Genomic DNA, 26597 nt, shown 5'->3' with positions numbered 1-26597 from the left:
TAAATCCAAAATGGTAAATTATCAAAGTTTAAGAGAGGGCCTGAATACCTCAGAGCAATATTTGTCGAAGATTTGATCTTCAACCTGCTCAAATAATTTTTTGTAATCTTTTGATTTAGGATTGTGCTTGCTCATAGTTTTCTTGACTTCAGCATTCATCTTATCAAGAGTTTTCTGGTCGAAACCTTCCGTGTTCTCCATAGTAAACATAAAAATCATACTCTGAAACTGCCTTATTTAGGCACTACATTTTTAAGTCGTTAGTCTGCTGTATTACCGACATAATATTTGTTGCTGTCAATTTAATACTTAATACAAATATTCTATATATAAATATATTAGTCAGGCAATTTACTCAACATCATTGATAGATTTTCAAACAGTTTGAAAATACGTTTCATTCAATAATTATAAGTTTTATATTATTTATCTAATATATTAGCTTTCTCTTTTAGATCAGACCTTCATGTGTACTATATAGAAACACAACCTCAAAATTCCAATATTAGAATCTTTAGAAAGCCTGTTATATGTTATTAATTACACAACCGTTAGTTCAAACACATTTCAAATAACAAATAACCTATTTGGCTACTCATATAAATATTTTACACTTATATGATGTTCCACAGGACTTATACATTGTTACATTGAATATCTGAATATATAACAATTACCTGAATCCTGAAAAGAAACCTAACAGATATTACCCCAGGAATAGCTTAAAGACAGGGTTTTTAGAAGACCGTTCTCAGCTTTAAGAAGAGGGCAAGCCTTTCGCAGTCGACTATTTTGCCTGGTTTATGGGGTTAATTTTATTAGCTCTTCGGAGTACTATAGTAATATAGAGGCATAGAAAAGTATTCGAGTTGATTACAAAGTGCGACCAGTCTCACAAAGAGTGAACGCGAAAAAGACTCATGAAAATAATACCGAGTTTGGGAGATCTACCTCTGAGCTTCTTATCCTGAAGCCTGAAGGTTATCCGTTAAGCGGCATGATGGATGAGTATCCTGTTATTGAAAATCGGGATGTTTTTGAATTCTATGCCCGGGAACAGTGGAACGGATATGTTGCTCGTAAGGGAGATTATCTCTTTGACCGGCGGATGTTCCCGGATTTTGCTTACCGCATCATAGATGTGGAACCTGCAGACTCCATAATAGGAAGTTCAACCTCAATTATTGTAACTGAAGAGGAAAATGGGCTTCCTTCCTCGGCAGAAATAAAGAGTAGCGTTAAATTTGAAGACGTAATCGGGCAGGAACTTGCAAAGCAAAAGTGCAGGCTGATCGAACGCTTTCTTGAAGAGCCCGAACGCTTTGGGAAATGGGCGCCAAGAAATATTCTCTTCTTCGGGCCTTCTGGTACTGGAAAGACCATGCTTGCAAAGGCTCTTGCAAACAAAACTGATGTTCCCATCATTCCTGTTAAAGCTACACAGCTTATAGGAGAATATGTGGGAGAGGGAGCTCGCCAGATCCATCAGCTCTATGACCGAGCAGAAGAAATGGCTCCCTGTATAATTTTTATTGACGAGCTCGATGCCATAGCCCTGGATCGAAAATTCCAGGAGTTGAGAGGAGATGTAAGCGAAATTGTAAATGCTCTTCTGACCGAAATGGATGGCATAGTGGAACGTGATGGAGTATGTACTATTTGCTCCACCAACAGGATCTATTCTCTGGACTCAGCTATAAGAAGCAGGTTCGAAGAAGAAATTGAGTTCGTCCTTCCTGGAGAAGAAGAAATTGTCGAGATATTCGAATCAAATGTAAAGACTTTTCCTTTGCAGGTAGAGGACTGTAATTTCCGGACACTTGCAAAGAAAGCAAATGGACTTTCGGGCAGAGACATTGTTGAAAAGGTTTTAAAAAATGCTCTTCACCAGGTAATTATAGAAGACCGTGAAATAGTAACAAATCAGGATTTTGAAAATGCGCTTGCAAAACTTGGCAGGAAAGATTCACCTCAGGGGCCTTCTGAGCTTTATGTTTGATATGGAGAGGTTACATTACTGCTAAACTATGAAATTTTAAGGTACTTTAAAATAAGTACCTACATTTTGATTGTCAAATTTTAAAAATAATCTTTAGTGTATAGCGTTTTTTAGATTATCAATGCTTTACCTACTTCAGCATAATTATTTTACTTGCTTCGATTTAATGCTTTTACCTGCTTCAGTCTAACGTTTTTACATACTTCTCTTTACCTGAAACAGGAATAATTTTATGTATAAAAATCGTGTTTTCTAACAGGAACGAGTCTAAAACTCTTAACCAGATATGAAATAAAAATTAAAAGGGATCCCTATGAATGAGATACGTGAAGTCGATCGGTTTGAGTGTAAAGTTGTAAATGTAATTAAAAATCTTATGTGGAAAGGTATAACAATAGAAGAAAATTCCACAAAAGGCAGAGTATACTTCGGAAGAGTGAATGGTGAACTCAATATTAGTCCCGGAGACTCTCTTTATTTAGGTATCAAGCCTATCTATGAAGTTGAAGACAAAACCATGCAGGTCACACTTTACGATGCTGAAAACAAAAAACTGGATTGGACTCTCGTCTGAATTATTCCAATTCTTTTGCAATGCAGATTATATCTGCTATAGCTTCTTTTCGCTAAAATGTCCGGGTACAAAAATTTGGAAACTCCTTAGTCTTTCTCTAAAGACTTAGAGTTTCTTGGAAAACACTTCAAATATTATATTCTATTCGTATTACTCTAACTTATGTCACTTTAATTTATGTCACTCTCATATAATACATAGAATAACCTATACCTTAGTTGTTACATAGAATAACCTGTAATTTAGTTGTTACAACTATAATTTTTTGAATAAAAAAGAGTTAAGCCTTATTTCTACCTGTACGGGACTTCAATTTCCATCAGATCTTCAGCTATAATTACGTTTTCAAACACTTTTTTTGAATCTATCAAGAGAGGTTCAGCATCATCGGTATACCGGGAGCTTATATGGGTAAGGATCAGCCTCCTGACTCCTGCCTCCTTTGCGAGGGCTGCCACTTCCCCTGCTGTCGAATGTTTTGACTCTTCAGCCCAATCTGCCATCTCGTCTGCAAAACTTCCATCATGTATCAGTACATCTGCATCCCGGCTTGCTTCGAGAATGGGCTCACAGGGTCTGGTATCTCCACTGTATACAATAGTCCGCCCTGGCCTTAAGGTTCCCATTACATCTTCTGGTTTTATGAGCTTTCCATTAACTTCTACCGTTTTTCCTTTTTGTAATTTTGAGAAAAGAGGACCCGGAGGAATCCCCAGTTCAATTGCCTTTTCCCTGTTGAAACGTCCTGGGCGAGGATTTTCTATAAGTGCGTATCCAAGGCTTGAGATGCTGTGTTCGGTTTTTAAAGCCCGGATCACATATTTTTCTCTTTCAACAACATCGCCGGGTTTCAACTGGACACCCTGGACCTCGTACTTAAGGTTGAAATAGCCAAGAGCTTTAAAAAGCTCAGTAAATTCCCTGGTTCCCTCAGGGCCATAAATCAGAAGGGGTTCCTTCCTTCCCATGAAAGACATGGTCTGGATCAGGCCAGGAATTCCCAGAAAATGGTCCGCATGGAAATGACTGACAAAAATAGAGGACAGGTTCATCATCCCTGTCTTTGCCCTCATCATCTGCTGCTGGGTTCCTTCTCCGCAGTCGAACAGGATAAGCTCTCCTTCCCTATTAACCATTACTGCCGATGGGTTTCTATTACGGGTTGGAAGAGAACCTCCAGTACCAAGAAAAGTTATACGAAGCATGTTGAACTCACTAGTACTCAAATGTTGAACTCACTAGTACTCAAGAGGTATTTATTAATTACCACTTAATGTATCCAAGAAGCCCATCGTGAATTAAAATTGTTTCTATTGAATACTCATCCTCATAAAGATGTTTATGTCTGCATATGTATCAAACTGCCAATGTCCAGATTTTTCCATAGTTGCTGGGAATGTTAAGCTGGATGTTCTTTCCCGCAGAAATTCCCTTTAAATTATCCTGACCATGAAGTTCTTCCCGGTAATTACCATCAGATGGAAACTTGAAATTAACTACCTGATCCTGGGCTCCGAAGTTCAACGCAACTAGGCTGAAAACCCCTTCGTAAGTCCGGGAAAACATCATGATATTTCGGGACTGATATAAGGTATAATCATTGTAGAAGTAATGCTCTCCTCTTGTAAACTGAAAGTTATTCCTGCGAAGTTTAACCAGTTTCCTGACAAGATTGGCCAGGGATCGGCCTTCAGAAGTATAAAAATATTCCCAGCGCACAGGTCTGTACAAAAGTACTCTTCCCCACCCTTCTTGAGGAAGCCAGTAATTTTCCCCAAACTCCTGTCCCTGCCATAACATTGGAATGCCCTTTGCTGTAAACATGCCTATCAGATAAGGCTGTACCTTATACCAGAGGGCACGATCGCCTTCCTTCAAAAGTTCATTATCACCGGCTATTGTTCCAAAATTACAGAGAAACCGGGAATGATCATGGTTTTCCATATATTGTAGAGCAGTTTTTGTAATCTTATCGCCATTGTTCTGAACTTCTGTCGGATAACCTGAGAGCCCGAAGAGGAAACCAAGCTCAGTTAATTTGGCACAATTTCCATATATCCCTCTGGCCGCATCCAGGGTTCTATTTTGCCAGGCACAGTTACTGTAGGTTTTATTCAGGATTTCTACGGGTTTTTGAAGCTGCTCAGCACACTGGATTAGGTTTACAGATTCTCCTTCAAAAAATCGCTGCCAGTGATCGGAAGAGCCTTTTTTTGCCTTAACCAGCTGGTATGTATCCTGTACAAGTTTCGTGTAGCCATTTTCCGAATCCTCCAGCCAGTACCCGGGCACGTAGTCGTATCTAAAACCATCTACATGATAACGGTCAAGCCAGTGATTATTGACTGTTAAAAAGAAATCCCTGGTAAATTTCTGATTAAAGTCTGTACTTATTCCAAAAGCGTTTTCAGCGAAAGGACCCATGAAGGGATTTTTATCCTGAGGGTATCCAAGTTCGTTGTAAACATAGTAATACGGAAAAAGATGGCTTGTATGTGCATAAACCGAATCTACTATGACTGCGATATCTTTTTGGTGAGCTTTATCGATTAATTCTTGCATCTCTTTGCGATTTCCGAAACGCTCATCCACCCCGAAATACCCAATCGGTGCAAATCCCCAGTCTACCCTTTTCTCAACGTTTGAAAGAGGCATCAGTTCTATACAATTTATTCCGAGGTCTGTGAGGTAATCCAGATGGTCAATCGTCCCTTTGATATCATCCGCAAACTCGTTGATCATGAGTTCATAGAGGACAATATCATTTATGAAAGGGGTTTTCCATTCCAGTTCATTTTTGTCCCACGTATAGTGTTCGTACCCGAGAGTGAAAGCAGATAATTTCCCAACCCCAAATTCCCTGGCAAAGGGGTCGATAATCCAGTCAATAAGCTCTGGATTTTTTGGAGTTTTAAGACAATATCGATAGGCATATTTTCCAGGAGTTCCCCATGCAGAAAAGGACTTTAGCTTAGCTTTAGCTTCAATATTTATCGTTGCAGACCAGTAATCCCCGTAAGCTGGGTCTATTGAATGTTCCATTTCAAAGTCTATTGGAGGTATATCCTGAAGGAACTGATCCTTTTCATGAATAACCCTCACAAAGAGTTCATATTTTCCCTTTTCCGAAACACCTGGTAAAAAAAGCCCAAAATTTATTTTCCCGGAAGTCTGTTCATCTTTCCATGCCCCAAGCTTATGGAGCGGCAGAAGTTCAAGTTCATTTGACAAGTTTTCCACTCCTTGATTATGTTAGAAACTATGGCTTATATTTTGGAATTTAAGTGTACATTTGGGTACATACACATTATACACATTAGAGCATAATATAAAAAAATGATTAAGGTTCTATAATAAAACTATAAATATATTATTAAGAATAAGATTCCATATAACTTGTGAAACAATATTTCGGAAAAATGCTCCTAATAATGTCCCCAAACTTCAGATTCCAGCAAATGGCAACAAAGAGGCTGAAAATTTTCATGTTGTAAAAAAGGATGCAGGGGTTCTGGAGATATTAAAGTTCAAACTAAAGTTCAAATAAAAAGATAAACAGGCACAACAATACAAACAAGTGCGACGCAATTGTATTATTTTTAGCTTGATTTTCAGGATATTATATATTCTAAAAACTCGTTAACCTTCTCCAGATTACACATTTCTATCCAAAAATAATAAAGGAACCGTCGTCACATGTCAGGAAATTACGGAAAAGTCTATCTTGTGGGTTCTGGTCCAGGCGACCCTGAGCTCCTTACCCTGAAAGCCCGCCGGCTAATTGACAGTGCTGAAGTAATTGTTTATGACCAGCTTCCCGGAAAAGCTATTCTTGACTCAATGCCGGCAAGTGCGGAAAAAATTAATGTTGGAAAATACGCCGGCAACCATACCATGACACAGTCTGAGATTAATGAAGTGCTTGTGCAGAAAGCAAAAGAAGGAAAGATGGTAGTCAGGCTTAAAGGAGGAGATCCCTATGTCTTCGGAAGAGGCGGAGAAGAAGCCGAAGTGCTCGTAGCCGAAGGAATTGAGTTTGAAGTTGTGCCTGGGATTACTTCTGCAATAGCAGTGCCTGCTTATGCCGGAATTCCTGTAACCCACAGGGAAAGCACTTCAATGGTCACTTTCATAACAGGGCATGAAGACCCTACAAAAAAAGAAAGCGGACTTGACTGGGAAACCCTGGCAAAATTCGGAGGAACAATTGTAATCCTTATGGGTGTGAAGATGCTCGGCCGGAATGCAAAAGAACTAATGAAGCACGGCAAAGCCCCGGATACTCCTGTTGCAGTCATTGAGAGAGGAACCAGGGCCGACCAGAGGGTAACTGTAGGGACCCTTGCAAACATTGCCACCCTGGCAGAAGAAAGAAAAGTAAAAGCTCCAGCTATTACGGTTGTAGGGGATGTTGTACACCTGCACGATATTCTCGGAGAACAGCAGACAGGAGCTGACTTTTAACCCTACACGGAAATAACGGGATATAACAGGAGAAAGGAATATGGCAGAAGAAAAAAGACCTGTTCTCGCAATTATGAGGCCGGAAAGCTACAGGAAAATATCAGAGACTCTTGCGCAAGATTATGGTTTTGAGCCTTTATACGCTCCCATGATCCGGCTTGAAGGCATAAAAGATGAAGGGTTTGAGCCCTTTATACAAAGAGTTCTTGCAGGATCTTCGGATTATGTTGTTTTTACCAGTGCAAACGGAATAAGTTTTACTCTGGACAAGCTTTCTGAAACTGAAAAGAAAGATTTCATTACAGCGCTTAAAAAAATCAAGGTAATTGCCATCGGGCCTAATACGGAAAAAGAACTCATAAAAATAGGAATTGACAACCCATTTTTGCCGGAAGATTACAGTTCCACAGGAATTGTAGAGGCTCTCTGCTCCGAGGTTGCAGGAAAGACGGTGGATCTTGCCAGGAGCTCTTTTGGAGCTAAGGTCTTGATAGAAGGGCTTGAAAAGTGCGGAGCTACGGTTTATGAAACTCATGTGTACACTCTCAGTATTCCTGAAGGAACGATCCAGAAAGAGTTGATCGAACGCGCACTCGCAGGGGAAGTTGATGCTTTTGCTTTTACAAGTTCTATGATGGTTAAAGGCTTTATGAAACATGCAAAAGGGCTGGGAGCAGAGAAAACCATAAAAGAATCTCTCAGCAGGGCCGTGGTAGGAGCTATAGGAACGCCTACAGGAAATACCCTAAAAAAATATGGTGTCAATGTGGACGTAATTCCTGAAGAGTTTACTTTCGAAGCTCTGATAAAGGCTATGAAAAAAGAGCTATGAAAAGTCAGCTTGATAGTAACTGAAGAACTACTCTAAAAGTATGACTTAAATCGTTTTGAGAACCACGTTATATGGGAATGAGTTCATAAAGTCGGGGCTCTTCTCATAAAACCGGTTCGACAGAACAGCACTTAAAAGTTCATAAGGTTTTTTGTCGTACCAATGTACGAATTATGGAATGATTCAAATAAACCTTTGATACATGTCAAATTTGCTTCTTATAATCCAGTAGTCTTTTTTTTGCAGGGCAGGTGATGGGTATATCTCCGCTTTTGTCATCATTAAGCACACCGAATGTGAAAACTACATACTTTATACATTAAATATATAGTTAAGAGGCAGTCTAAGTTAAAAAACAGTCTAAAGGAATTCATCCATAATAATGCTCTCAATCCGTGTAGTTTAAGTTGCATTCGACCTCGCATCTTTCCTTTAAGTAATTCTGAAATCCTTTATGAAAGGAATGAAAAAATATTCACAGATAAATTAAAAAAATCTAAAATTATGGGTAAATTATTTAACTTTTGAAAATTATTCATTTTAAAAACAAAATATAATTAATATGTAATATGTGGGAGGAAAAGCAACGGAACAGATGCCAGTAAGATGTGGAGAATGCGAAATGTACAGCAGATCCTACGGATTTTGCCTGAAGATAATGGAATACGTTTCTCCAAAAGAAACGGATTTCAGATGTCTGAAAAGTAAAACTGTCCCGAGACAGGGTGGTTTTTAACACTTCAATAGGCGTTTTTGAGCTCTTTATCTTAGGGCTTACATACTTGAAGAACAAAATCAATTAAATCAATTACGTCAAAGACTGTGGATTTAAGTCACGTTTTAGACAGTTATTGGTCTGATGCTGTTGATTTTTTTAGTTCAACTGCGTAAGTCCTACATTTTTTTAAACTTTAACTTTCTTTTATATGCCCTCTTTCAAATATATGCTCTTTTTCAAATCTTCCTACGGAACATACACGCTTTTGACTACTCTGAGGAAAAAGACTCTACTTTTCCGGAATCGTTGCTAATACCCGAAAAAATATGAAATTTTTTGAATTCGTGAGATGGAAAACTCCACTCGTCGTGACTTCCGGGTCTTCTATCTCGAAAGAACACTCAAATCCTTGCGATGATCGCCCATGACACCGATGTTTTTGATTATGCCTGCTCAACAACAGTACACAGTTCATGAAGTGAAACCATGACCGATCAAACTAACCGGCGAAAAGGAAAATGGATTGAATATTTTGGTGATAGCAGGATGGTAACAACTCTTGACAACCAACAATGCAGGCCTCCTTGATTGATTGACTACTTTGAAAGAGACGGAGAGCCGGGTATGATACTTATAGGGGCGAAGGAACAGTCAGATGTATCAAATATATATCAAATATATATCAAATATATATCAAATATATATCAAATATATATCAAATATATCTCAAATTCGAAGAGGTTTTATGCCATCGGCAAATAGATAATTTTACAAATCGAAAATATGTAATCGAGAATGTTTTTCTCGGTTGACTTCCAGATATTCGTTTTTTCTGGTCATATCCTCAAGTTCTCGACATTCAAACCTTAGTTTTATAATCGTGAATGTCATATACTCACCCTGTCTCTACAAATACAAAACAATCAGAACGCTAAGTTAAAGTAGACAACAATCTCGAATTGTTTACTGATTTCTGTAAAACAATCTCAATTTTGACGGATCGACATGATAGGCATTTCAAAACTTTACTGTGGAACCGTGGAACCCTCAGATGCACTTCGCTATGGAAGGGACTCAAAAAAGCTTCCCTCTCACTTGCTGCAGTTTTCAAAAGATAAAAAGCCAGTTGTAGTCTGGAACATGACTCGCCGCTGCAACCTGAAATGTGTCCATTGTTATGCCCAGGCAAAGGACATAGAATTTGAAAATGAGCTTTCAACTGAAGAAGGCAAAGCTCTTATCGATGACCTTGCGAGTTTCGGAAGTCCGGTAATCCTTTTTTCCGGAGGGGAACCAACCATGAGAAAAGACCTGCCTGAGCTCGCAGCCTATGCGCGTGAAAAAGGGATGAGGGCTGTAATTTCCACAAACGGAACGCTCATAGACCGGGATTTGGCAAGAAAGCTAAAGGACGTCGGTCTCTCTTATGTAGGAGTTTCTCTTGATGGGATAAGGGAAACGAATGACAAATTCAGGGGCATGAAAGGGGCATTCGATGCAGCTCTAAGAGGGCTTCATAATTGCCAGGAAGAAGGCATAAAGGTTGGCTTGCGTTTTACCATCAACAAGCAAAATGTAAGGGATATTCCTGCAATCTTTGACCTGCTTGAAAAAGAAAAAATTCCAAGAATATGTTTCTATCATCTGGTTTATGCAGGTCGGGGCTCAAAAATGGTAAATGAAGATCTTTCCCTTGAGGAATCCAGGCAGGCTGTAGACTTGATACTTGAGAGGACAAGGAAACTTCACGAAAAAGGTTTGCCTGCCGAAGTCCTGACAGTGGATAACCATTGTGACGGTCCATACCTGTACATGAAGCTCCTCAAAGAGAATCCTGAAAGAGCTGCCGAGGTATTTGAACTTCTTTCCATGAACCAGGGAAATTCTTCAGGGATAGGTATAGGTTGCGTATCTTGGGACGGGGCGGTACATGCCGATCAGTTCTGGAGACATTATTCCTTTGGAAATGTGCGGGAACGCCCATTCAGTGAAATCTGGACTGACCTGAGTGATGAACTCATGGCTGGGCTTAAAAACCGAAAACCCCTTATAAAAGCTCACGCAGACCGCTGTGCCCACTGCAAATGGCTGGATATTTGCAATGGGAATTTCAGGGTAAGGGCTGAAGCCGTATATGGGAATGTCTGGGCAGATGACCCTGCATGTTACCTGACAAAAGAAGAAATTGGGTATTACGAAGCCTGAAATTTAATTCTTTATTTAATTCTTTATTTAATTCTTTATTTAATTCTTTATTTAATTCTTTATTTAATTCTTTATTTAATTCTTTATTTAATTCTTTATTTAATTCTTTATTTAATTCCGGTTTATCCAATTTCTATTTTTTTTCTTAACTTTCCAAACAACTATTTTTTAGATTTTCTTCTGTAAGCCTGTTACCACTGGCTTTTTTCCTTCGAGTTAGCTTTATAATTGAGTTCATCTCAAAACTTGAAATTTGCTTCTTAGACCGTGTATTTTGAATAATCAATCAATCTTATGATCATGAAAATAATTCTGAGAATTCCCAATGATTAAGAGTAAAGTGGCTTTTGGGATAGACTCATTACTTATTTAACAGGGTTGGAAATATACCATTTTGGGGTGCATGTTTCAAACCCATCATACCATTCCAGAACATTTTTAGCTTGCCTGAGCATCGTGCTAATTTCTTTGTTTCCGAATTTGAGTGCCCAGGGGATTGATGAAAGCTGGTTGCTCGCAATGTATAAAGCCATTAATTTGAAAAATAAAATGGGCACATTATGATGAAAATATCCATTAATGCGTCCGGATGCAAATGAAGCACTTATATCTGCACACCAGGTAATACGGTTGAATTCTTCCCAGGGGTCACCATAATCAAGCCTGTTAAAATCAATGATTCCCAGCTCTCCGGACTTTGTAACAATCATATTTCCGACGTGATAGTCCCCGTGTTGGAAGCACTGAGGGCGGTTTTTCAATAAACATCTGTGTTGTTCGATATACTCAATTATTTTATCTGCTCCTTCCAGGTGAATCCCACAAGCTTCATAATCGGCGATATTTCTATTTATTTTTTGATTGAAACGATCTGACCATGAAATCTGATTTTTTGCCGCAGGAACCTGATGAATAATTCTTAATATTTCTCCCGCTTTCACACCAAGCCGGTATTGCTCTTTGCTGTTCAGCTCTGGAAGGATATGTTCTGCATCTTTCCCTGTAATCCAGGTTAGTAAAGAATAGATGGATCGACCGTTATTGCAAATTCCAAAGTTAATGGGGCGCGATATCAAAATATCAAGGTTATCAAGTCTTTTTATTGCTTCAAAGTCTTTTTTCTTATTTTCATACTGAGAGATGTCCGATATTCTTAGTAATAATTCTCTTCCATCTGTACTTCGGATATAATATTTCTGATCGTTTGACCATCCCTTATTAATTGGCTCGACTATTTGCCATTTACAAGAGCCAGGAATTTCATTATAAAGTTTAACCATGCTAACAGCTCTATGAAAATTAAAACTTGATATTGTCGTTTGTTCAGTTACAACTTTAGAGTTTTCTTTTATAAATAGTCCTTTTTTTATGTTGAACCCATATTTTCAAGAAATAACACGGAAAACAGTTAATGGAAATAAATAAACACATGAAACCGATCCATTTGTTCCCTATCTTCCCAATTATTTTTGTTACTGCTTCAGGCTGTGTTTCAGAAAACGGACAGTCAGGAACCTATGACAATGAAACAGATTTCCTCTCATCTCAGGGACAGGTTTGAAAGTTGTGGACCTGAACTGCGTGGAATGCTGGAGTTTTATTGCGAAGTGGACAGGAGTGAAAATCGCTGACCTTTTTGAAGAAGCTGGAAACTACGAAAATGAGAGTACGATTATTTTTTACAGTGAGGATGGATATTCTACCTCTCTTGATAATGACTACAATGCTAGAAACCGTTATTATCCTCACATACAGGATTAATGATGTAGCCCTACATCCTGACAGAGTTTTCCCTTTAGCTTGTAGTCGAAGGCAAATATGGGCAAAAATGGATGAAGTGGATTAGAAGATAGGAACTTAGTAATGATGAAAATTTAATTTCAAGTACTTATAGAGCCTATCCCGAAACTCAAAATTTGATTTTTGAATCTCGTATTTGGAGCAATCAATTGAATACTTAATCACTAAAATGATCCTGTAAATTCATGATGATTTAGAATCAAAATAGGTTTTGGGATAGGTTCATACTATATATTGTCATTAATTATATTTGAGAAGTGCAATTATAGAGCCATTACCTAAGTGAAAACTTGAAGTTATATCTCAGTTATTCCTTAGCAACTCTCTTATGCTCAAAACCATTAGAAATCCTTCTTTAAATAAACCATATCAATAAGTTGTTTACCACATTCGAAAATTGGATGGTCATAATTGTCAATATAAAAATTTTTAACATAATTTGACATAACAAATCCACAATTTTTATAAAACTGGATAGTAAGAGGACTATCTCCCGTACCAACAAGCATGGTTTTGCATTTGCCTTTATAATACTCAAAGATGAATTTTACTAGTTGCCTACCGTAACCCTGTCCCTGATACTTTTCATAAGTTGCTATATTTTTTAATTCGTATATATCATCATCTTCACGTGTTACTACACAGAGACTTTTCAAATCGCCATCATATAGAGTAAACATATCCCCGCGATCTAAATATTTGTCAATCATATCTTCTTGTTCGTCTGCTAAAAGCAATAAATCAAGAAACTGTTTTTTATTATCCAGAATTCTTTCAATTTTCATGGCAAATCTCGGCTAGTATAAATAATTGGAATTTCGCTGTGTTGGGTGAAATCCAAATTATCAATCAATTTTAAAATTATCGTAGGATAAATGATGTAGAAATTACAGTTAAACACCAACAACAATATTAATATATCCAAACTATAGTATAGTTTGCTCAATATAGTATACTGTTTAAAATATAGTATACTATTTCTCCAAATATAGTATACTATTATCAGTATTGCATAATCAAAAAATAAAATTGTCATCTGCTCTATCGTAAAATTATACCTGGAGATAAGAGCACATTGCGAAAAAAAATATACAATTGCGGAGTATTTCTAGATAAGTGGGGGGTAATTTGAGTTGGCATCTCGCCATGTTAATATTTTAAACCCTGGTGACCCTTTTAGGGACTGGCTTGTTGAAGAAGTTGTTGGGGATAGGCTACGGAATAAAAATTGCTCTGTTAATGTTTTTAAATACAACTCCTCCCATACGGTCTGCAAGTACCAGTTCAAGGGTGAACATTTTAGCGTTATGGCAAAGTTTTTTGCCGAACCTACCGGCCAGTTGAAAGATTATAATCCATATAAAGGCATGATGAATGAGTACCGAAACCTTAGAAAGGCTGCATCGGTAATAAATGTTGCAAGACCTCTTGCAACCAATAAGAAGTTCAACTGCGTCCTTGTAACGGAACACATACCTGGAAAATCTCTGGAATGGTACATCAGACACGAAGAAAAGCTATATGAGAGGCTTGCTGCAGTTGCACATATGCTCCGACAGTTGCATGAAAACACAAAATCTTTCTACAATAAGGAGAATGAATTCAGAAATTATCATGATGTTCTGGGCCATCTGAAACTGGATCATGACACTAGAGAGACTTTCAATAAATTACTTGGAGAATGGTGGTATAGTTCTTTGCTCGACAGGGACTACGGCTGCATGATTCACAGGGATGTCAATCTTTCCAATTATATTTTCTGCAAAGGTAAACCCTATGCCCTTGATTTTGAAAGCTCCTGGTTAGAGGCACATCCTGTCAGAGATCTCGGAATTTTAGCTGCAGAACTTAAAAACGAGTTCGAACTGCATATGGGAGGAGGGGTAAAAGCTGAACCATATATCGGAAATTTCCTCTGGGAATACAGTAGCGACGAAAAAGATTTTTACTATATTACCAGAACTTTGCCTTTTTTCATGAGTATAGGACTCCTTCGTTCGGCAAGGCTTCATCAGGGTGAACATAGAAACTACCTCATCAAAGAAGCGTGTGAATGTTTAAAGGCAATTAATTACAGATAAAGCATGAGAACTTATCTCGTCAAAGAAGCACAGTGCTTAAAGACAATTAATTACAGATAAAACATGAAGTCGAAGCTTAAGTAAAAGGGATATGGGAGGAAAGAGCATATCGGAGGATCACGAACCTGAGGTAAGCAAGGACGAAGTTACATTTCTTAGTCATTCTCTTGCAAAGGGAGAGGAGGCATTTGAGAGCTGTCATATAAAAGGGGTCATCTTTGACTGCTATGAGACCCTCATTGACATCCATACTGACGAACATAACCTGGAGACATATAAAGTACTGAGCTCATGGCTTGCCTATCAGGGAGTGAAAATCGCTCCCGAAAAGCTGTGGGATACGTATATGTCTAAGGTCAGGCAGAAAATGGAGAATTCCAGGGAAGTGTACCCTGAGATAAAGGTAGAGGAAATCTTTGCAGAGATCTGCAGGGAAAATTCGGTCTGGAATATTGACGAGAACAGCCTGGGAGTAGAAGCTTCACGGGTCTTTCGGGCAGCTTCGATACGGAAACTCCGTGCTTTTCCTCAGAGCATCAAACTGATTGAACATTGCATAAACGTTCCCAAGTGTGTAATCTCCAATGGGCAAAGAGTTTTTTCTGAACTGGAACTCAGGTTTCTCGGGCTCCATGATTATTTTGACTTTGTTATCTTCTCATCGGATGTAGGGTATAAGAAACCTGATCTCAGGCTTTTTATGACTGCGCTCAAAAGGATGGGCCTTGAACTCGAACCCAAATGTGTCATGTCAATAGGAGACTCTGAAGAAAACGAGCTAGCGCCTGCAAAAAAACTGGGAATGCGTGCCATGAATATTAAAGATGCCTGGGAGCAATTCGGATTGACAGATTGACTCTATAACATTTTCTGTCTTCTAAAAAGTAATATTTGGGAGAATATTCACTCAGTGACTCTCCCAATCACTCATATTTACTGTTCCCTTATTTTTTCCTTCACACTTTTTATCCTTCACAACTTTTTATCCTTCACACTTTTTATCCTTCACACTTTTTATCCTTCACACTTTTTATGTAAACTGCCGGAAATCCTCAGGCAGTACCTGTAAACTCTTTCCTTCGAACAGCCGGATTCCACCAGACCACAGCGGAGCGGTATTTCCTGATACACGGTCCTTCTCCTGAGTCACGATATAATTCCTCTCTAATAATTTCTTCAATCTCAGGTGTAACCTCCGTATATATTGAGTAGAAAACCCTGTACATCCTGAGCATGTTCTCAGGCGATCTTATACTTGTATAATCAATAAATCTAACATGAGGGACTCTTCCATATGTGTAAAGGAGATTATAGATCAAAGGGTATTCCGGGTACTGGGGACGAGGTTTGTTGCCCATGATTTTCTTCCAGAGTTTGGCTTCAAATGTCTGCCCTGTGCCTACCCCGCCAACCACGCAGCAGTGTCCCTGTGTTACCTCTTCCATCCGGCTTATCTGGGTCATAATATCACGAAACATCCATATGACGGTTGAGGTGATAGTAAGGTCATACCGTTCCCTAAAATCTTCAATATTTACATCCTGCCAGATTTTTGGGATAATATCATAGTTATTCACTCCGGCTTCCACGGCATTTTGAGAGATCATACGGATCATTCCTTCTGAAGGCTCAATAGCAGTTATATGATCAACCTTCTTTGCGAAGGGGATTACAAATGTTCCCGGACCTGCACCAACTTCAAGGACCCTTGAGTGAGGAGAAACAACTCCATGGAGAGCAAGTGTAGAGTATACTGACCCTCCGAACTCGTAATTGTTTGTCCGCCTGGATTCCGAGTAATCCACTGCCCTTTCACTCCAGTCATCGAGCTCATAGTCCCTGAACATAATTTTAGACCGTGCATCATAGTTGTCTTCCCAGAATCTAACCCAATCTACAGGGGCTGTAAGAGAGTCGGAAGTCATGCTACCTTCCACCATAGTAAACCCATCCTGCCATTAACCTGATATATGCCTTCATTAGCGTGATTTTGCACGTATTCCTGAATAATCTCTCTGTCCCGGTAGTTCAGAGGTCGATGTTTTTCGACACGTTTCTCAACCGAGGTAACTGCCGAGGTAACTGGCCGATTAAGTGTGTAATCGATCACATCAACGTTAGGGTACACTCCAGAATCATTGAGAATATTAAAAACTGTGATGAACTGATCAAACCCACCTTCATTGATCCCAAGAGCTTCCGTTAGTTTGAGGGTCTCTGAAGGAGCCTCGAACCCATGAGCAAGACAACAGTAACCTCTGGATACTGTCTCCATCCGCCGGATCTGCGAAAGAATATCCGAAAATTGCCAGAGTGCATGGCAGCAGATAACCAGGTCATAGTTTTTCGAATAAGCTGTCTCATCTACTTCCTGCCAGGTCTTAGGGATTATTTCAACATTGGAAAGCTCTCTGTTCTGCGCATATGACATCAATGCTGCTGCCATCTTCTCTGCAGGCTCGACAGCGGTCACCCTGCGTACCCTCTCTGCAAATGGAATCGTTATCGCTCCTGGGCCTGATGCGATATCTAAAATATGCCAATCCTTCTGCAGTAGCCCTTCTTTTTCAAACAGGTTGAGGATATTCCGGCCATGGTTACAGTCACTTGCCAATACCATATCAGAATAATCCTCTGCCCTTTGATTCCAGTAGTTTGTGGTAGAAAGCCTATTCATCTCACCGATGCCTGCAGCCCAGGCTGTCTCCCAATCGATCTGCGTAACCATATTATTCCTTCAAAATTATTAATTAACTAAAAATTAGTATTAAGATATAATAACTTATTTCTTTATTATAATGGAATATATGAAAAGAAATATAAATAGTAACAACATACACCCTGTAATTTTCATAACAAAAGATACGCAGATGTAGCAAGATGACCATGATTCTTGATGTTCAACAGTTGTGTGTACATTTTCCCGTTTCAAGCACTGTCGTCCGGGCGGTTGATGGGGTTGACATTAACATCGAAAAGTCCGAGACACTTGCAGTTATAGGAGAGAGCGGTAGCGGAAAATCGGTATTGGGACTGGCGCTACTAGGGCTGCTGCCTGCAAATTGCACTGTAAACGGAGTTATACGATATCATGGGGATGATCTTCTAACCCTTTCTGAAAATGAACTTGAAATGATCCGTGGTAGAAAGATTGCATGGGTTCCTCAGAACCCCGCCGGAGCAATGAATCCTTCGATGACTGTGGGAAACCAAATTGGAGAACCGATCTCTCTCCATATAGAAAAAGACAAAAATAAAATTAGAAAAAAGGTCCTTGAACTCCTTAAATTCATCAGAATAACTCCCCCTGAGGAAAGAATAAACTCCTATCCTTATTCATTCAGTGGCGGAATGCTTCAACGCTCACTTGTAGCTATGGGAATATCAGGCCATCCGGAAGTGCTTATTGCAGACGAACCTACAAAGGGTATAGACATAATGAATAAGCAGGCTATCACCTACCTTCTTCGGGTTTTACGTGATGAAGGAATTACTCTGATTATCATCACGCACGATCTCCAATTTGCCAAAAACCTCGCGGATAGAATTGCAGTTATGTATTCCGGGAGGATAGTGGAAATAAGAGGGAGGCAGGAATTTTTTGATGGGCCACTGCATCCTTATTCCAGAGGGTTACTTCGTTCGCTCCCTGAAAACGGTCTTCACCCTATACCATCCGTAACAGGAGATTCAGAAGAAAACGATGGAGGCTGTAAATTCCGGGTTCGATGTGCATCTGCAATAGAAAAGTGCAGGGTCGAACCTCCTCTTATTCATCTTCTGGAAGGATCGGCTGTCAGGTGCTGGCTGTATGATTGAAGGGAGAAAGTCTCATGATTGAAGGAAGAGGCCTGACCAAGATATTCGCTCCCAATTCTCCAGGAAAAAACCGGATCATCGCTGTTGATAATGTAAATATCAGGATCGAAGCAGGAGAAACCCTTACTCTTGTAGGAGAAAGCGGATGTGGAAAGTCTACTCTCTCAAGACTGCTCCTCTTGCTTATTCCTCCAACACGGGGAGAGATATTCTTTGAGGGTCAGGCTCTTACAAGACTGAAAGGGAAAGAACTCCGCTCTGTCCGGAAAAAACTTCAGATTGTGCCTCAACAGCCTGAAAGCTCCCTGGACCCCAGGTGGACGATAGCTTACTCAATCTGCGAACCTTTTCGCATACATCCTGATTCGTTACACGGAAGGCAGATGTATGAAGAGCTAAAAAGGCTTCTTAGGCTCGTTGGGCTCGAACCTGAGCAGGCAGCCAGATATCCTCACCAGCTCAGCGGTGGAGAACTGCAACGTGCTGTTATTGCTCGTGCTATTGCACTTGAGCCTTCACTTCTCATATGTGACGAACCTACTTCAATGCTTGATGTCTCCACTCAGGCATCTATCATACACCTCCTGAAAGCACTCCAGCAAGACCTCGGATGTGCCCTTCTCTTCATTACTCACGACCAGGGGCTTGCGCACGCTATTGGAGACCGGACAGCTGTAATGTTTGCCGGGCAGATAGTAGAAGAGGGACAGGGTATTCTGGATAGGCCATACCACCCATTTACTTGCAGAATCACATCTGTCTCTGATTCCGGTTCCTTACCACCATCTGAACTTCAAGGGACAAAGATTCCAGGTTCATGCGTATATTATCAATTCTGCCCGGAAAAGACAGAAAAATGCCTTCACAGCCCTGAAATGGTGGAATATGAAGATAGACGGGTTCGTTGCCATAACTTTTCGCCTACTTGATTAATCGTACACTCTCACTTGATTAATCGTACACTCTCACTTGATTAATCGTACACTCTCACTTGATTAATCGTACACTTTTGATATATCCCTGATAGATTTTAGCGGTACAACTACAATCGGAGTGCTTACTCCAATAAATTATCCCGTATTGTCTCAACGAATTCTCCATCCCAACAGGTTATCCAAAATTAAGATGATTACTCCAAAACTTCTTGTGTATGTAAGTTTTTGCAGAATTTGATGTTGATACATAACAGTCTCAGGTGTGATTAGTAAATATGAAACGAAAAGAGGGAATTCTCTTTATTCTACTGGCTCTAGTTGTCCTGGGAGCCGGCTGTACAGACAAAGAACAAAAAGGAGATAATCAAACATTATTTGTCTCAGGTCAATGGAGTCCCACCTCTATTGATCCTCACATATCGGGGACTGTTCCTCAAAGGCTCGGGTACGTAGAAACTCTCGTAGGAGTTGATTATGAAGGAAAGATTATCCCAAATCTTGCAAAATCATGGGAAGTCTCCAGTGATGGAAAAAAATGGACATTCAAATTGAGAGAGGGCGTTTTATTCCATGATGGGACACCTTTCACAGCCGAAATAATGAAAAAATCACTCGAAAGGTCCTTTATCCAATCGGCATCAACATTCGGAAAAATTCCTGTAACGTCTATTGAGGTTCCTGATAACCTGACATTGGTAATCAATCTCAATTCAACTTTCCCTGCACTTCCTGCCTATCTTTCCAAAGGAGAAAGTGCTGCTCTTGCCCCCGGATCTTATGATGCAAGCGGAAATGTCACAAAGCCTATCGGTACCGGGCCTTTTATCTTTGAATCCTGGAAACCGGACGAAGAAATTGTTCTCGTCAAGAATCCCAATTACTGGGGACATGTTGCTTCAGTTGATAAAGTGGTATACCGGGTAATTCCTGAAGTACTTACAAGAAAGATGCTCCTTGACAGTAAGGACATTCAGATAGCAATGATTCTTTCGCCCGATGTTGCTGATAAATATACCGAAAAGGCTGATTATACAGTCCTTGAAGAGCCTATCGCTCGTGTAAGGATGATAACGTTCAATACGGAAAAGGAGCCCTTCAAAGATAAAAAGGTACGTCAGGCTGTTAATTACGCTATAGATCGGGAAGCAATAGTGAATTCTGTCCTTTACGGATACGGAACCACAGCATCAGGGCTTTTTCCTCCTCAGTTTTACTGGGCAAACAAGGATATTGCCCCTTATACTTACGACGTGGAGAAAGCAAAAACACTCCTTGATGAAGCGGGATGGACCGACTCGGATGGTGATGGGATCCGTGATAAAAATGGCAAGCCTATGAAGATTACATTAGTTACTTATTCTGAAAGAGCAGAACTGCCGTCGATCGCTGAGGTGATCCAGCAGCAGCTTAAGAAAGTAGGCATAGAGACAGAACTTAAGGTCCTCAATACCGATGCCGCAAATACCCAGAGGAATAAAGGAGATTTCGATATTTACCTTGTAGGAAGAGGACTATTTTTCGTACCTGATCCAGATGAGATAATGATGACGGACTATCACTCAAGCGGCACATCAATCGACGGTTGGGGGGCATATCGCTGGCACAACGACACTGTAGATCAGTTGATTGAGCAGGCCAGAACTACTTCCGATGAAGCTGCCAGAAAAAAACTCTATGATGAAGTTCAGGCAATTGTTGTCGAAGAAGCGCCGGTTGCGTATCTTAACTACTACGTTAATATCGACGTCACAACTTCGAACATAAAGGGATATCGTCTCCATCCTACAGAGTACTCTTTCGACCTTCAGAATGTCTCAATTTCCTGATGTGGGTATTCTACCCACCACTTTTTCATTTAAAAGAGTTTGAGTAAGAATGATACGTAGAATTATACTGAACCGTCTGTTTCAAATGATACAGGTCATGGTAGGGATATCTCTCATCACTTTTACAGTAATTTCTCTTTCACCAGGGGACCCAGCTGAAATTACGCTCAGGGCTACTCTTGGTACCGAAAGTCCACCTAAAGAGGCGGTAGCCATACTTCATGAAGAGATGGGGCTTGACGATCCCTGGTATGTCAGTTATCTAAAATGGATTTCAAGGGTTGTGCATGGGGACCTGGGATATTCCTATCAGACAAAAAGGAGCACTATTGAAGAGATCAGAAATGCTCTGCCTACGACCTTCTATCTAGCCTCTCTCTCAATGTTATTCTCGGCTATTATAGCTATCCCTCTTGGAATTGCAGCAGCTCTGAGACAGAACGGGCCTGTAGATCACCTCTGCAGGCTTACTTCAATAGTCTGCCTCTCGATCCCTGAGTATTTTATTGCTATAGTTTTTATGCTCATCGGAGGCATCTATCTAGACATCTTTCCGGTTGCAGGAACAGGAGGAATAGAATACTTTATCCTTCCATCCCTGACTCTCTCGATTGGCCTTATTGCAATTACAATGCGTATCATGAGGACAAGCATGATTGAAACGCTTGAGCAGGATTATATAAGGACAGCACGTGCAAAGGGGCTCAGCCGCAAAAAAATTATTCAAAAACATGCTCTAAAGAATGCACTTCTCCCTGTGATTATATATATGGGAACTCAGTTCGGATGGATTTTCGGAGGGGCAGTTACCATTGAAACTATTTTTGCACTTCCAGGACTTGGATGGCTTCTTGTTAGCTCTGTTTCTTCGATGGACATCATGGTGATGCAGGGATGTATGCTTACCTTCGCGGTGATCATAGTGCTTATTAATCTCTTTGTTGACCTAGCCCAGCTTTATCTTGACCCATCAGTCAGGGCTCAGGGGGAATAATAGGGAGAATATATATGGAACACTCATACTTTGACGAAAAACTGGCAGTTTCCGAAATGAAAAGAGTATGGGGAGTTTTGCGGAGCAATGTAACGCTTACAATAGGAGTTCTGCTGTTTATTCTTATCTCCATGATGGCTGTAATGGCTCCGGCGATTTCCCCGCATGACCCTGCAGAGATGCATCTTGAAGAAAAGTTATCTCCTCCATCAGCATCTTTTCCTCTTGGGACAGACCAGTTTGGAAGGTGTATTTTCAGCCGTATATTATATGGTGCACAGACTTCATTCTTCATTGCAGTTATTTCGACTTTAATTATCGTGCCTGCAGGAATTATCATAGGAATGTATGCAGGTTATTTCAGCAGGTATGATGCTTTCTTGATGCGATTGACAGATATCTTTCTTGCCTTCCCCAGTATAGTTCTTTCAATTGCGATTGTAGGAGTTGTAGGCCCAAGTCCTGCAGGAATTATTCTATCTCTTTCCATTCCTGGCTGGGCAAAATATGCACGATTAATCCGGGGATCAACTCTTTCACTGAAAAATAGCGGATTCGTCGAGGCAGCCAGGGCAATTGGAGCATCGGATAAATACATTCTTTTCCACCATATTCTTCCCAACAGTTACGGACCTATTATTGAGATCGCAACTCTTGGATTAGGGTCCAAGATTATTTCAATTTCCGGGCTTGGATTTTTAGGGCTTGGAATTCAGCCTCCTACACCAGAACTGGGAACAATCCTGAAAGATGGACTTGTATACCTCCAGACTGCACCTATGATGGCTTTATCTTCAGGAGGCATGATCATGCTGTTTGTTCTTGCGGTAAATCTCATCGGTTCCGAACTGAGATCTATTGCAGATCCCCGGTCTGATACTATCGAATTTTAACTGGCAGGCAAAGGAAATAAAAAAGAAGAGTTCAGCCCCTAAAAATTCGTTTCTACCCTATGTATTTCAGCCCCTAAAAATTCGTTTCTACCCAAAATGATGATGTTTTTGACTTTCCTAAATAATGTAAAAATAAAACAGGAAAAAATGTTTGTAGTATCCAGTACTTGGAAAACCTTCCAGAGTAATTAGCTACCTCTATTGCTGATACCTTTAGTCACGCCTGTAATTGTTGCAATAAAAATCTCATCGCATCTCATTTGAGCAGTTGCATTATTTAGTCTCGTGACTATTATTATACGCTGGTAAAATACACTGGTAAATTTGTTTTTTTGGAGAAAAATGTAATCAGCAGAAGCAAAAAGTCTATTCCTGTAAAATACTGGATAGGCATCAAAAAGTAAGAATTATTTACGTTATCCAAAACCAGATATATTTAAATAATCGCAAGCACTCTAAACCCCAAGAATTCTTACACTATTTCCCAATCATGGAGTGTCTTTATGACAGAATCAGAAATTCCAAAAGAATATAATGCAAGCGAGGTTGAGGAAAAGTGGATGGATAAATGGGACCTCTCCATGTACCATTTCAACTGGGGAGAAGACCCCCGTCCCCAATACATTATCGACACCCCACCTCCTTATCCTACAGGTAATTTCCATATCGGAAATGCGCTTAACTGGTGCTATATCGACTTTGTTGCCCGATACAAACGTATGCGCGGGTACAACGTAATGTTCCCCCAGGGCTGGGACTGTCACGGCCTGCCAACCGAAGTCAAGGTTGAAGAAATTCATGGAATAACGAAAAACCAGGTTCCACGTGCTGAGTTTCGCAAGATGTGCAGGGAACTGACTGCAGGAAATATCGACAAGATGCGCAAAACAATGCTGCGCCTGGGCTTTTCCGTAGATTGGAGTAACGAATTTATTACTATGAAGCCCTCGTACTTCGTAAAAACGCAAAAATCCTTTGTCAGGATGTATAATCATGATTACATCTACCATGAGGAACATCCTGTCAACTGGTGCCCCCGCTGTGAAACTGCTATTGCTTTTGCAGAAGTCGAGTATGAAACAAGGCAAACAAAGCTTAACTTCGTCCATTTCGACAAGGTAGACATTGCAACCACCAGGCCGGAACTTATGGCAGCCTGTGTTGCAGTTGCAGTAAATCCTGAAGACAAACGTTACAGCCAGTATGTCGGCCAGGAAATTACAGTACCTCTCTTTGGCCAGAAAGTTACTCTGATTGCCGATGAGGATGTTGAGCCTGAATTCGGTACAGGCGCTGTAATGATCTGTACTTTCGGGGATAAGCAGGACGTACGCTGGTGGGTGAAATACGAACTTCCTCTTATAAAGGCCATCGATAAACAGGGTAAGATGACAAAAGCGGCAGGCAAATATGAAGGCCTGAGCATTGCCGAGTGCAGGGAAGCTGTAGTTGCAGACCTGAAGGCTGCAGGTTTCCTCTATGACCAGAAACCTCTGGAACAGAATGTCGGGCTCTGCTGGCGCTGTAACACCCCGATTGAAATCCTTTCGGAGCCCCAGTGGTTCGTAAAGATCGACAACGATGCAATCCTGAAAGCTGCAGATGAGATCAAATGGTATCCTGACTACATGAAAGTCAGGCTTCAGAACTGGACAGGCACTATGGAATGGGACTGGTGCATCTCCAGACAGAGGATCTTTGCAACTCCGATTCCTATCTGGTACTGTAAGAAGTGCGGGAAAGTAATGGTTGCAGAAGAGAGCTGGCTTCCGATTGATCCTAATGAAGCCGCCCCAAAGAAAGCTTGCTCCTGCGGATCAACCGAGTTTGAACCTGAAACCGATGTGCTGGACACCTGGATGGACTCCTCTATTACGGCATTACATGTTACTGGCTGGGAAAGTGAGCATGACCTCCGCCTGCCTGCGCAGATCCGTCCACAGGGACATGATATCATCAGAACCTGGGCTTTTTACACAATCCTGCGGAGCCTGGCTCTTGAAGGCAAGAGACCCTGGGATTCTATAGTGATTAACGGTATGGTGCTTGGGCCTGACGGACATAAGATGAGCAAGTCGCTTGGAAATGTTATCTCTCCTGAAGAAGTAACCACAAAGTACAGCGCTGATGCTTTCAGGCAGTGGGGTGCAGTTGGTGGCTCCACAGGTTCGGATGTAATGTTCCGCTGGAAAGATGTGGTTTCAGCTTCCCGTTTCCTCCAGAAGATGTGGAGTATCTACCGTTTCTCAATGTCTCACCTGAAGGGCTTCGGACAGGAAGATGCCGAAAAATTCCAGACGGACTCTCTCCATATAATTGATAGGTGGTTGCTGAGTAAACTTAACAGGCTTGTAGACACCGCAACAAAGGAGCTTGATGAGTACCAGTTTGATTCTACTTTCAAGGCCATACGAGGTTTTGCCTGGGAAGTTCTTGCTGACAACTATCTGGAACTCGTAAAAGGCAGGCTTTATGGCGATGATACAGACGGCAGAAGAGCTGCCCAGTATGTGCTCTACAGGACAATTAAAACTCTCTCGCTTCTGCTTGCACCTTTCATACCTTTCTTTGCAGAAGAGCTGCACTCCCGGCTCAGTGACGAAAGCGTTCATACGCAGGCCTGGCCGGCAGTCGATGAAAGCTTCATAAACGAAGAAGCCGAAGCTGCAGGGGAACTAATTAAAGAAATTACAGGTGAAGTCCGCAGGTACAAGTCCGAACTGGGAATGGCACTTAATGCCCCCCTGAAAAAGCTTGAGATATACAATGCAGATATTGATACAGGAGATATCGCAGGCGCCACAAACTCAAAAGTTGAGTTGATGGAAGGGGCTCCTTCCTTTGAATATGTGCCAGTGGAAGTTAAACCCAATATGGGGATTCTGGGCCCAAGATTCAGAAAAGATGCAGGTGCTGTAGTTAAAGCTCTCAAAGCCGAGAGTCCTGCTGCAATTGAAGCCCAGGCAGCCTCAGGAAAAATAACCGTTAGTGTAGACGGCAAACCGATCGAGCTTGAACCCGAAGCCGTAGAGATAATGAAAGAAGTAATTTCCGGCGGTAGGGAAGTCGATGTGCTTGAAGTCAGAGGCGCGGTTGTTGTAATCGTAAGGTAAGCTTTTGCTTACCTTTTTATGAAAAAGTCCGATATTCGGACAACGCTTATTTTTTTCCAGCTTTTTACTAATAGCTGAGGTATGGCAAGCTGGCAGATCAATCTGAAAGGACAGAGTAATCTGAAAGGACAGAGTAATCTGAAAGGACAGAGTAATCTGAAAGGACAGAGTAATCTGAAAGGGCAAAGCAAGCTGAAGGCAGAATATCCTTCATGTCCGGTTCCATAAACTCAAACTCCTTCTTCAATTTAAGTTTCGGCCTTAATTCTGCATCTCGGCTGTTCAATTGATTTTCTCAGATTCTCTTTCTCATATTACTTAAATATCATTTTCAAAGATGCAAG

At 40.6% G+C, this 26597-nt stretch carries 23 protein-coding genes; 15 read left to right on the top strand and 8 right to left on the bottom strand.

Features of this window, described 5'->3' with window-relative positions; genetic code table 11:
* Positions 1 to 21 precede the first annotated feature (21 nt).
* Entirely contained in the window at positions 22 to 210 is a 189-nt protein-coding gene (locus A9239_RS16850) for a hypothetical protein (protein ID WP_048119770.1), read from the bottom strand.
* 670 nt (positions 211 to 880) lie between these two features.
* On the opposite strand from A9239_RS16850, the gene A9239_RS16845 reads away from it, so the two are divergent.
* Together A9239_RS16845 and A9239_RS16840 are read left to right on the top strand one after the other, a co-directional pair.
* The gene (locus A9239_RS16845; protein ID WP_048119768.1) at positions 881 to 1999 is read left to right on the top strand and encodes an AAA family ATPase; all 1119 of its coding nucleotides are present in this window, start codon (positions 881 to 883) and stop codon (positions 1997 to 1999) included.
* A gap of 313 nt (positions 2000 to 2312) precedes the next feature.
* A complete protein-coding gene (locus A9239_RS16840) occupies positions 2313 to 2573 on the top strand; it encodes a hypothetical protein (RefSeq protein WP_048119767.1) in 261 nt (86 codons plus the stop codon).
* A gap of 293 nt (positions 2574 to 2866) precedes the next feature.
* On the opposite strand, the gene rnz is transcribed toward A9239_RS16840, so the two are convergent.
* Both rnz and A9239_RS16830 read right to left on the bottom strand, forming a co-directional pair.
* Positions 2867 to 3778 carry a ribonuclease Z gene (gene rnz, locus A9239_RS16835; RefSeq protein ID WP_048119764.1) on the bottom strand — a complete coding sequence of 304 codons (912 nt, stop codon included), beginning with the start codon at positions 3776 to 3778 and terminating at the stop codon, positions 2867 to 2869.
* Positions 3779 to 3929: 151 nt separating this feature from the next.
* Entirely contained in the window at positions 3930 to 5813 is a 1884-nt protein-coding gene (locus A9239_RS16830; protein WP_230669025.1) for an alpha-amylase family glycosyl hydrolase, read from the bottom strand.
* 456 nt (positions 5814 to 6269) lie between these two features.
* On the opposite strand from A9239_RS16830, the gene cobA reads away from it, so the two are divergent.
* The 3 genes from cobA (at position 6270) to ahbC (ending at position 10792) form a co-directional block, all read left to right on the top strand.
* Positions 6270 to 7037, top strand: a complete 768-nt coding sequence (gene cobA / locus A9239_RS16825; RefSeq protein ID WP_048154579.1) for a uroporphyrinogen-III C-methyltransferase — start codon at positions 6270 to 6272, stop codon at positions 7035 to 7037.
* A 40-nt stretch (positions 7038 to 7077) separates the two neighbouring features.
* Positions 7078 to 7869 carry a uroporphyrinogen-III synthase gene (locus A9239_RS16820; RefSeq protein WP_048119758.1) on the top strand — a complete coding sequence of 264 codons (792 nt, stop codon included), beginning with the start codon at positions 7078 to 7080 and terminating at the stop codon, positions 7867 to 7869.
* 1723 nt (positions 7870 to 9592) lie between these two features.
* Entirely contained in the window at positions 9593 to 10792 is a 1200-nt protein-coding gene (gene ahbC, locus A9239_RS16815) for a 12,18-didecarboxysiroheme deacetylase (RefSeq protein ID WP_048154582.1), read from the top strand.
* Between the two features lie 365 nt (positions 10793 to 11157).
* On the opposite strand, the gene A9239_RS16810 is transcribed toward ahbC, so the two are convergent.
* On the bottom strand, positions 11158 to 12072 hold the full coding sequence (locus A9239_RS16810; protein ID WP_048154586.1) for an aminoglycoside phosphotransferase family protein: 915 nt from the start codon (positions 12070 to 12072) through the stop codon (positions 11158 to 11160).
* 131 nt (positions 12073 to 12203) lie between these two features.
* Between A9239_RS16810 and A9239_RS19790 the strand changes: the two genes are divergently transcribed.
* Both A9239_RS19790 and A9239_RS16805 read left to right on the top strand, forming a co-directional pair.
* Positions 12204 to 12353 carry a hypothetical protein gene (locus A9239_RS19790; RefSeq protein WP_155396491.1) on the top strand — a complete coding sequence of 50 codons (150 nt, stop codon included), beginning with the start codon at positions 12204 to 12206 and terminating at the stop codon, positions 12351 to 12353.
* On the top strand, positions 12350 to 12553 hold the full coding sequence (locus A9239_RS16805; RefSeq protein WP_052712678.1) for a molybdopterin-dependent oxidoreductase: 204 nt from the start codon (positions 12350 to 12352) through the stop codon (positions 12551 to 12553). The genes A9239_RS19790 and A9239_RS16805 overlap by 4 nt, the downstream gene beginning before the upstream one ends.
* Before the next feature lie 380 nt (positions 12554 to 12933).
* Here the strand turns inward: A9239_RS16805 and A9239_RS16800 are convergent, their stop codons facing one another.
* On the bottom strand, positions 12934 to 13377 hold the full coding sequence (locus A9239_RS16800) for an N-acetyltransferase (RefSeq protein ID WP_048154591.1): 444 nt from the start codon (positions 13375 to 13377) through the stop codon (positions 12934 to 12936).
* 348 nt (positions 13378 to 13725) lie between these two features.
* Here A9239_RS16800 and A9239_RS16795 point away from each other — a divergent pair, with 348 nt between their 5' ends.
* Both A9239_RS16795 and A9239_RS16790 read left to right on the top strand, forming a co-directional pair.
* On the top strand, positions 13726 to 14673 hold the full coding sequence (locus A9239_RS16795; RefSeq protein ID WP_048119747.1) for a phosphotransferase: 948 nt from the start codon (positions 13726 to 13728) through the stop codon (positions 14671 to 14673).
* Positions 14674 to 14764: 91 nt separating this feature from the next.
* On the top strand, positions 14765 to 15529 hold the full coding sequence (locus A9239_RS16790; protein ID WP_048119745.1) for an HAD family hydrolase: 765 nt from the start codon (positions 14765 to 14767) through the stop codon (positions 15527 to 15529).
* Between the two features lie 196 nt (positions 15530 to 15725).
* Here A9239_RS16790 and A9239_RS16785 read toward each other — a convergent pair whose 3' ends face one another.
* Both A9239_RS16785 and A9239_RS16780 read right to left on the bottom strand, forming a co-directional pair.
* Positions 15726 to 16598: a class I SAM-dependent methyltransferase gene (locus A9239_RS16785; protein WP_230669027.1), complete on the bottom strand. Its 873-nt coding sequence runs from the start codon at positions 16596 to 16598 to the stop codon at positions 15726 to 15728.
* Positions 16595 to 17401, bottom strand: coding sequence for a bifunctional 2-polyprenyl-6-hydroxyphenol methylase/3-demethylubiquinol 3-O-methyltransferase UbiG (locus A9239_RS16780; RefSeq protein ID WP_048119743.1), 807 nt, complete (start codon positions 17399 to 17401; stop codon positions 16595 to 16597). The genes A9239_RS16785 and A9239_RS16780 overlap by 4 nt, the downstream gene beginning before the upstream one ends.
* Before the next feature lie 152 nt (positions 17402 to 17553).
* Here A9239_RS16780 and A9239_RS16775 point away from each other — a divergent pair, with 152 nt between their 5' ends.
* From A9239_RS16775 to A9239_RS16750, 6 genes are all read left to right on the top strand, one after another.
* Positions 17554 to 18492: an ABC transporter ATP-binding protein gene (locus tag A9239_RS16775; protein WP_080941531.1), complete on the top strand. Its 939-nt coding sequence runs from the start codon at positions 17554 to 17556 to the stop codon at positions 18490 to 18492.
* A gap of 14 nt (positions 18493 to 18506) precedes the next feature.
* Positions 18507 to 19421 (top strand): ABC transporter ATP-binding protein, encoded by a 915-nt coding sequence (locus tag A9239_RS16770; RefSeq protein WP_048123183.1) that lies wholly within the window; start codon positions 18507 to 18509, stop codon positions 19419 to 19421.
* 281 nt (positions 19422 to 19702) lie between these two features.
* Positions 19703 to 21253, top strand: a complete 1551-nt coding sequence (locus A9239_RS16765) for an ABC transporter substrate-binding protein (RefSeq protein ID WP_048119742.1) — start codon at positions 19703 to 19705, stop codon at positions 21251 to 21253.
* Between the two features lie 49 nt (positions 21254 to 21302).
* Positions 21303 to 22247, top strand: coding sequence for an ABC transporter permease (locus A9239_RS16760; protein ID WP_048119740.1), 945 nt, complete (start codon positions 21303 to 21305; stop codon positions 22245 to 22247).
* 14 nt (positions 22248 to 22261) lie between these two features.
* Positions 22262 to 23140, top strand: coding sequence for an ABC transporter permease (locus A9239_RS16755; protein WP_048119738.1), 879 nt, complete (start codon positions 22262 to 22264; stop codon positions 23138 to 23140).
* A gap of 503 nt (positions 23141 to 23643) precedes the next feature.
* Complete coding sequence (locus tag A9239_RS16750; protein ID WP_048119736.1) at positions 23644 to 26253, top strand: valine--tRNA ligase; 2610 nt, start codon at positions 23644 to 23646, stop codon at positions 26251 to 26253.
* 97 nt (positions 26254 to 26350) lie between these two features.
* Here the strand turns inward: A9239_RS16750 and A9239_RS16745 are convergent, their stop codons facing one another.
* Positions 26351 to 26539, bottom strand: a complete 189-nt coding sequence (locus tag A9239_RS16745) for a hypothetical protein (RefSeq protein ID WP_069575382.1) — start codon at positions 26537 to 26539, stop codon at positions 26351 to 26353.
* Positions 26540 to 26597 lie beyond the last annotated feature (58 nt).

Source organism: Methanosarcina sp. A14, assembly GCF_001729375.1.
In the GTDB taxonomy this organism is placed as follows: domain Archaea; phylum Halobacteriota; class Methanosarcinia; order Methanosarcinales; family Methanosarcinaceae; genus Methanosarcina; species Methanosarcina barkeri.
This window is presented reverse-complemented; position numbering and strand designations above follow the sequence as displayed.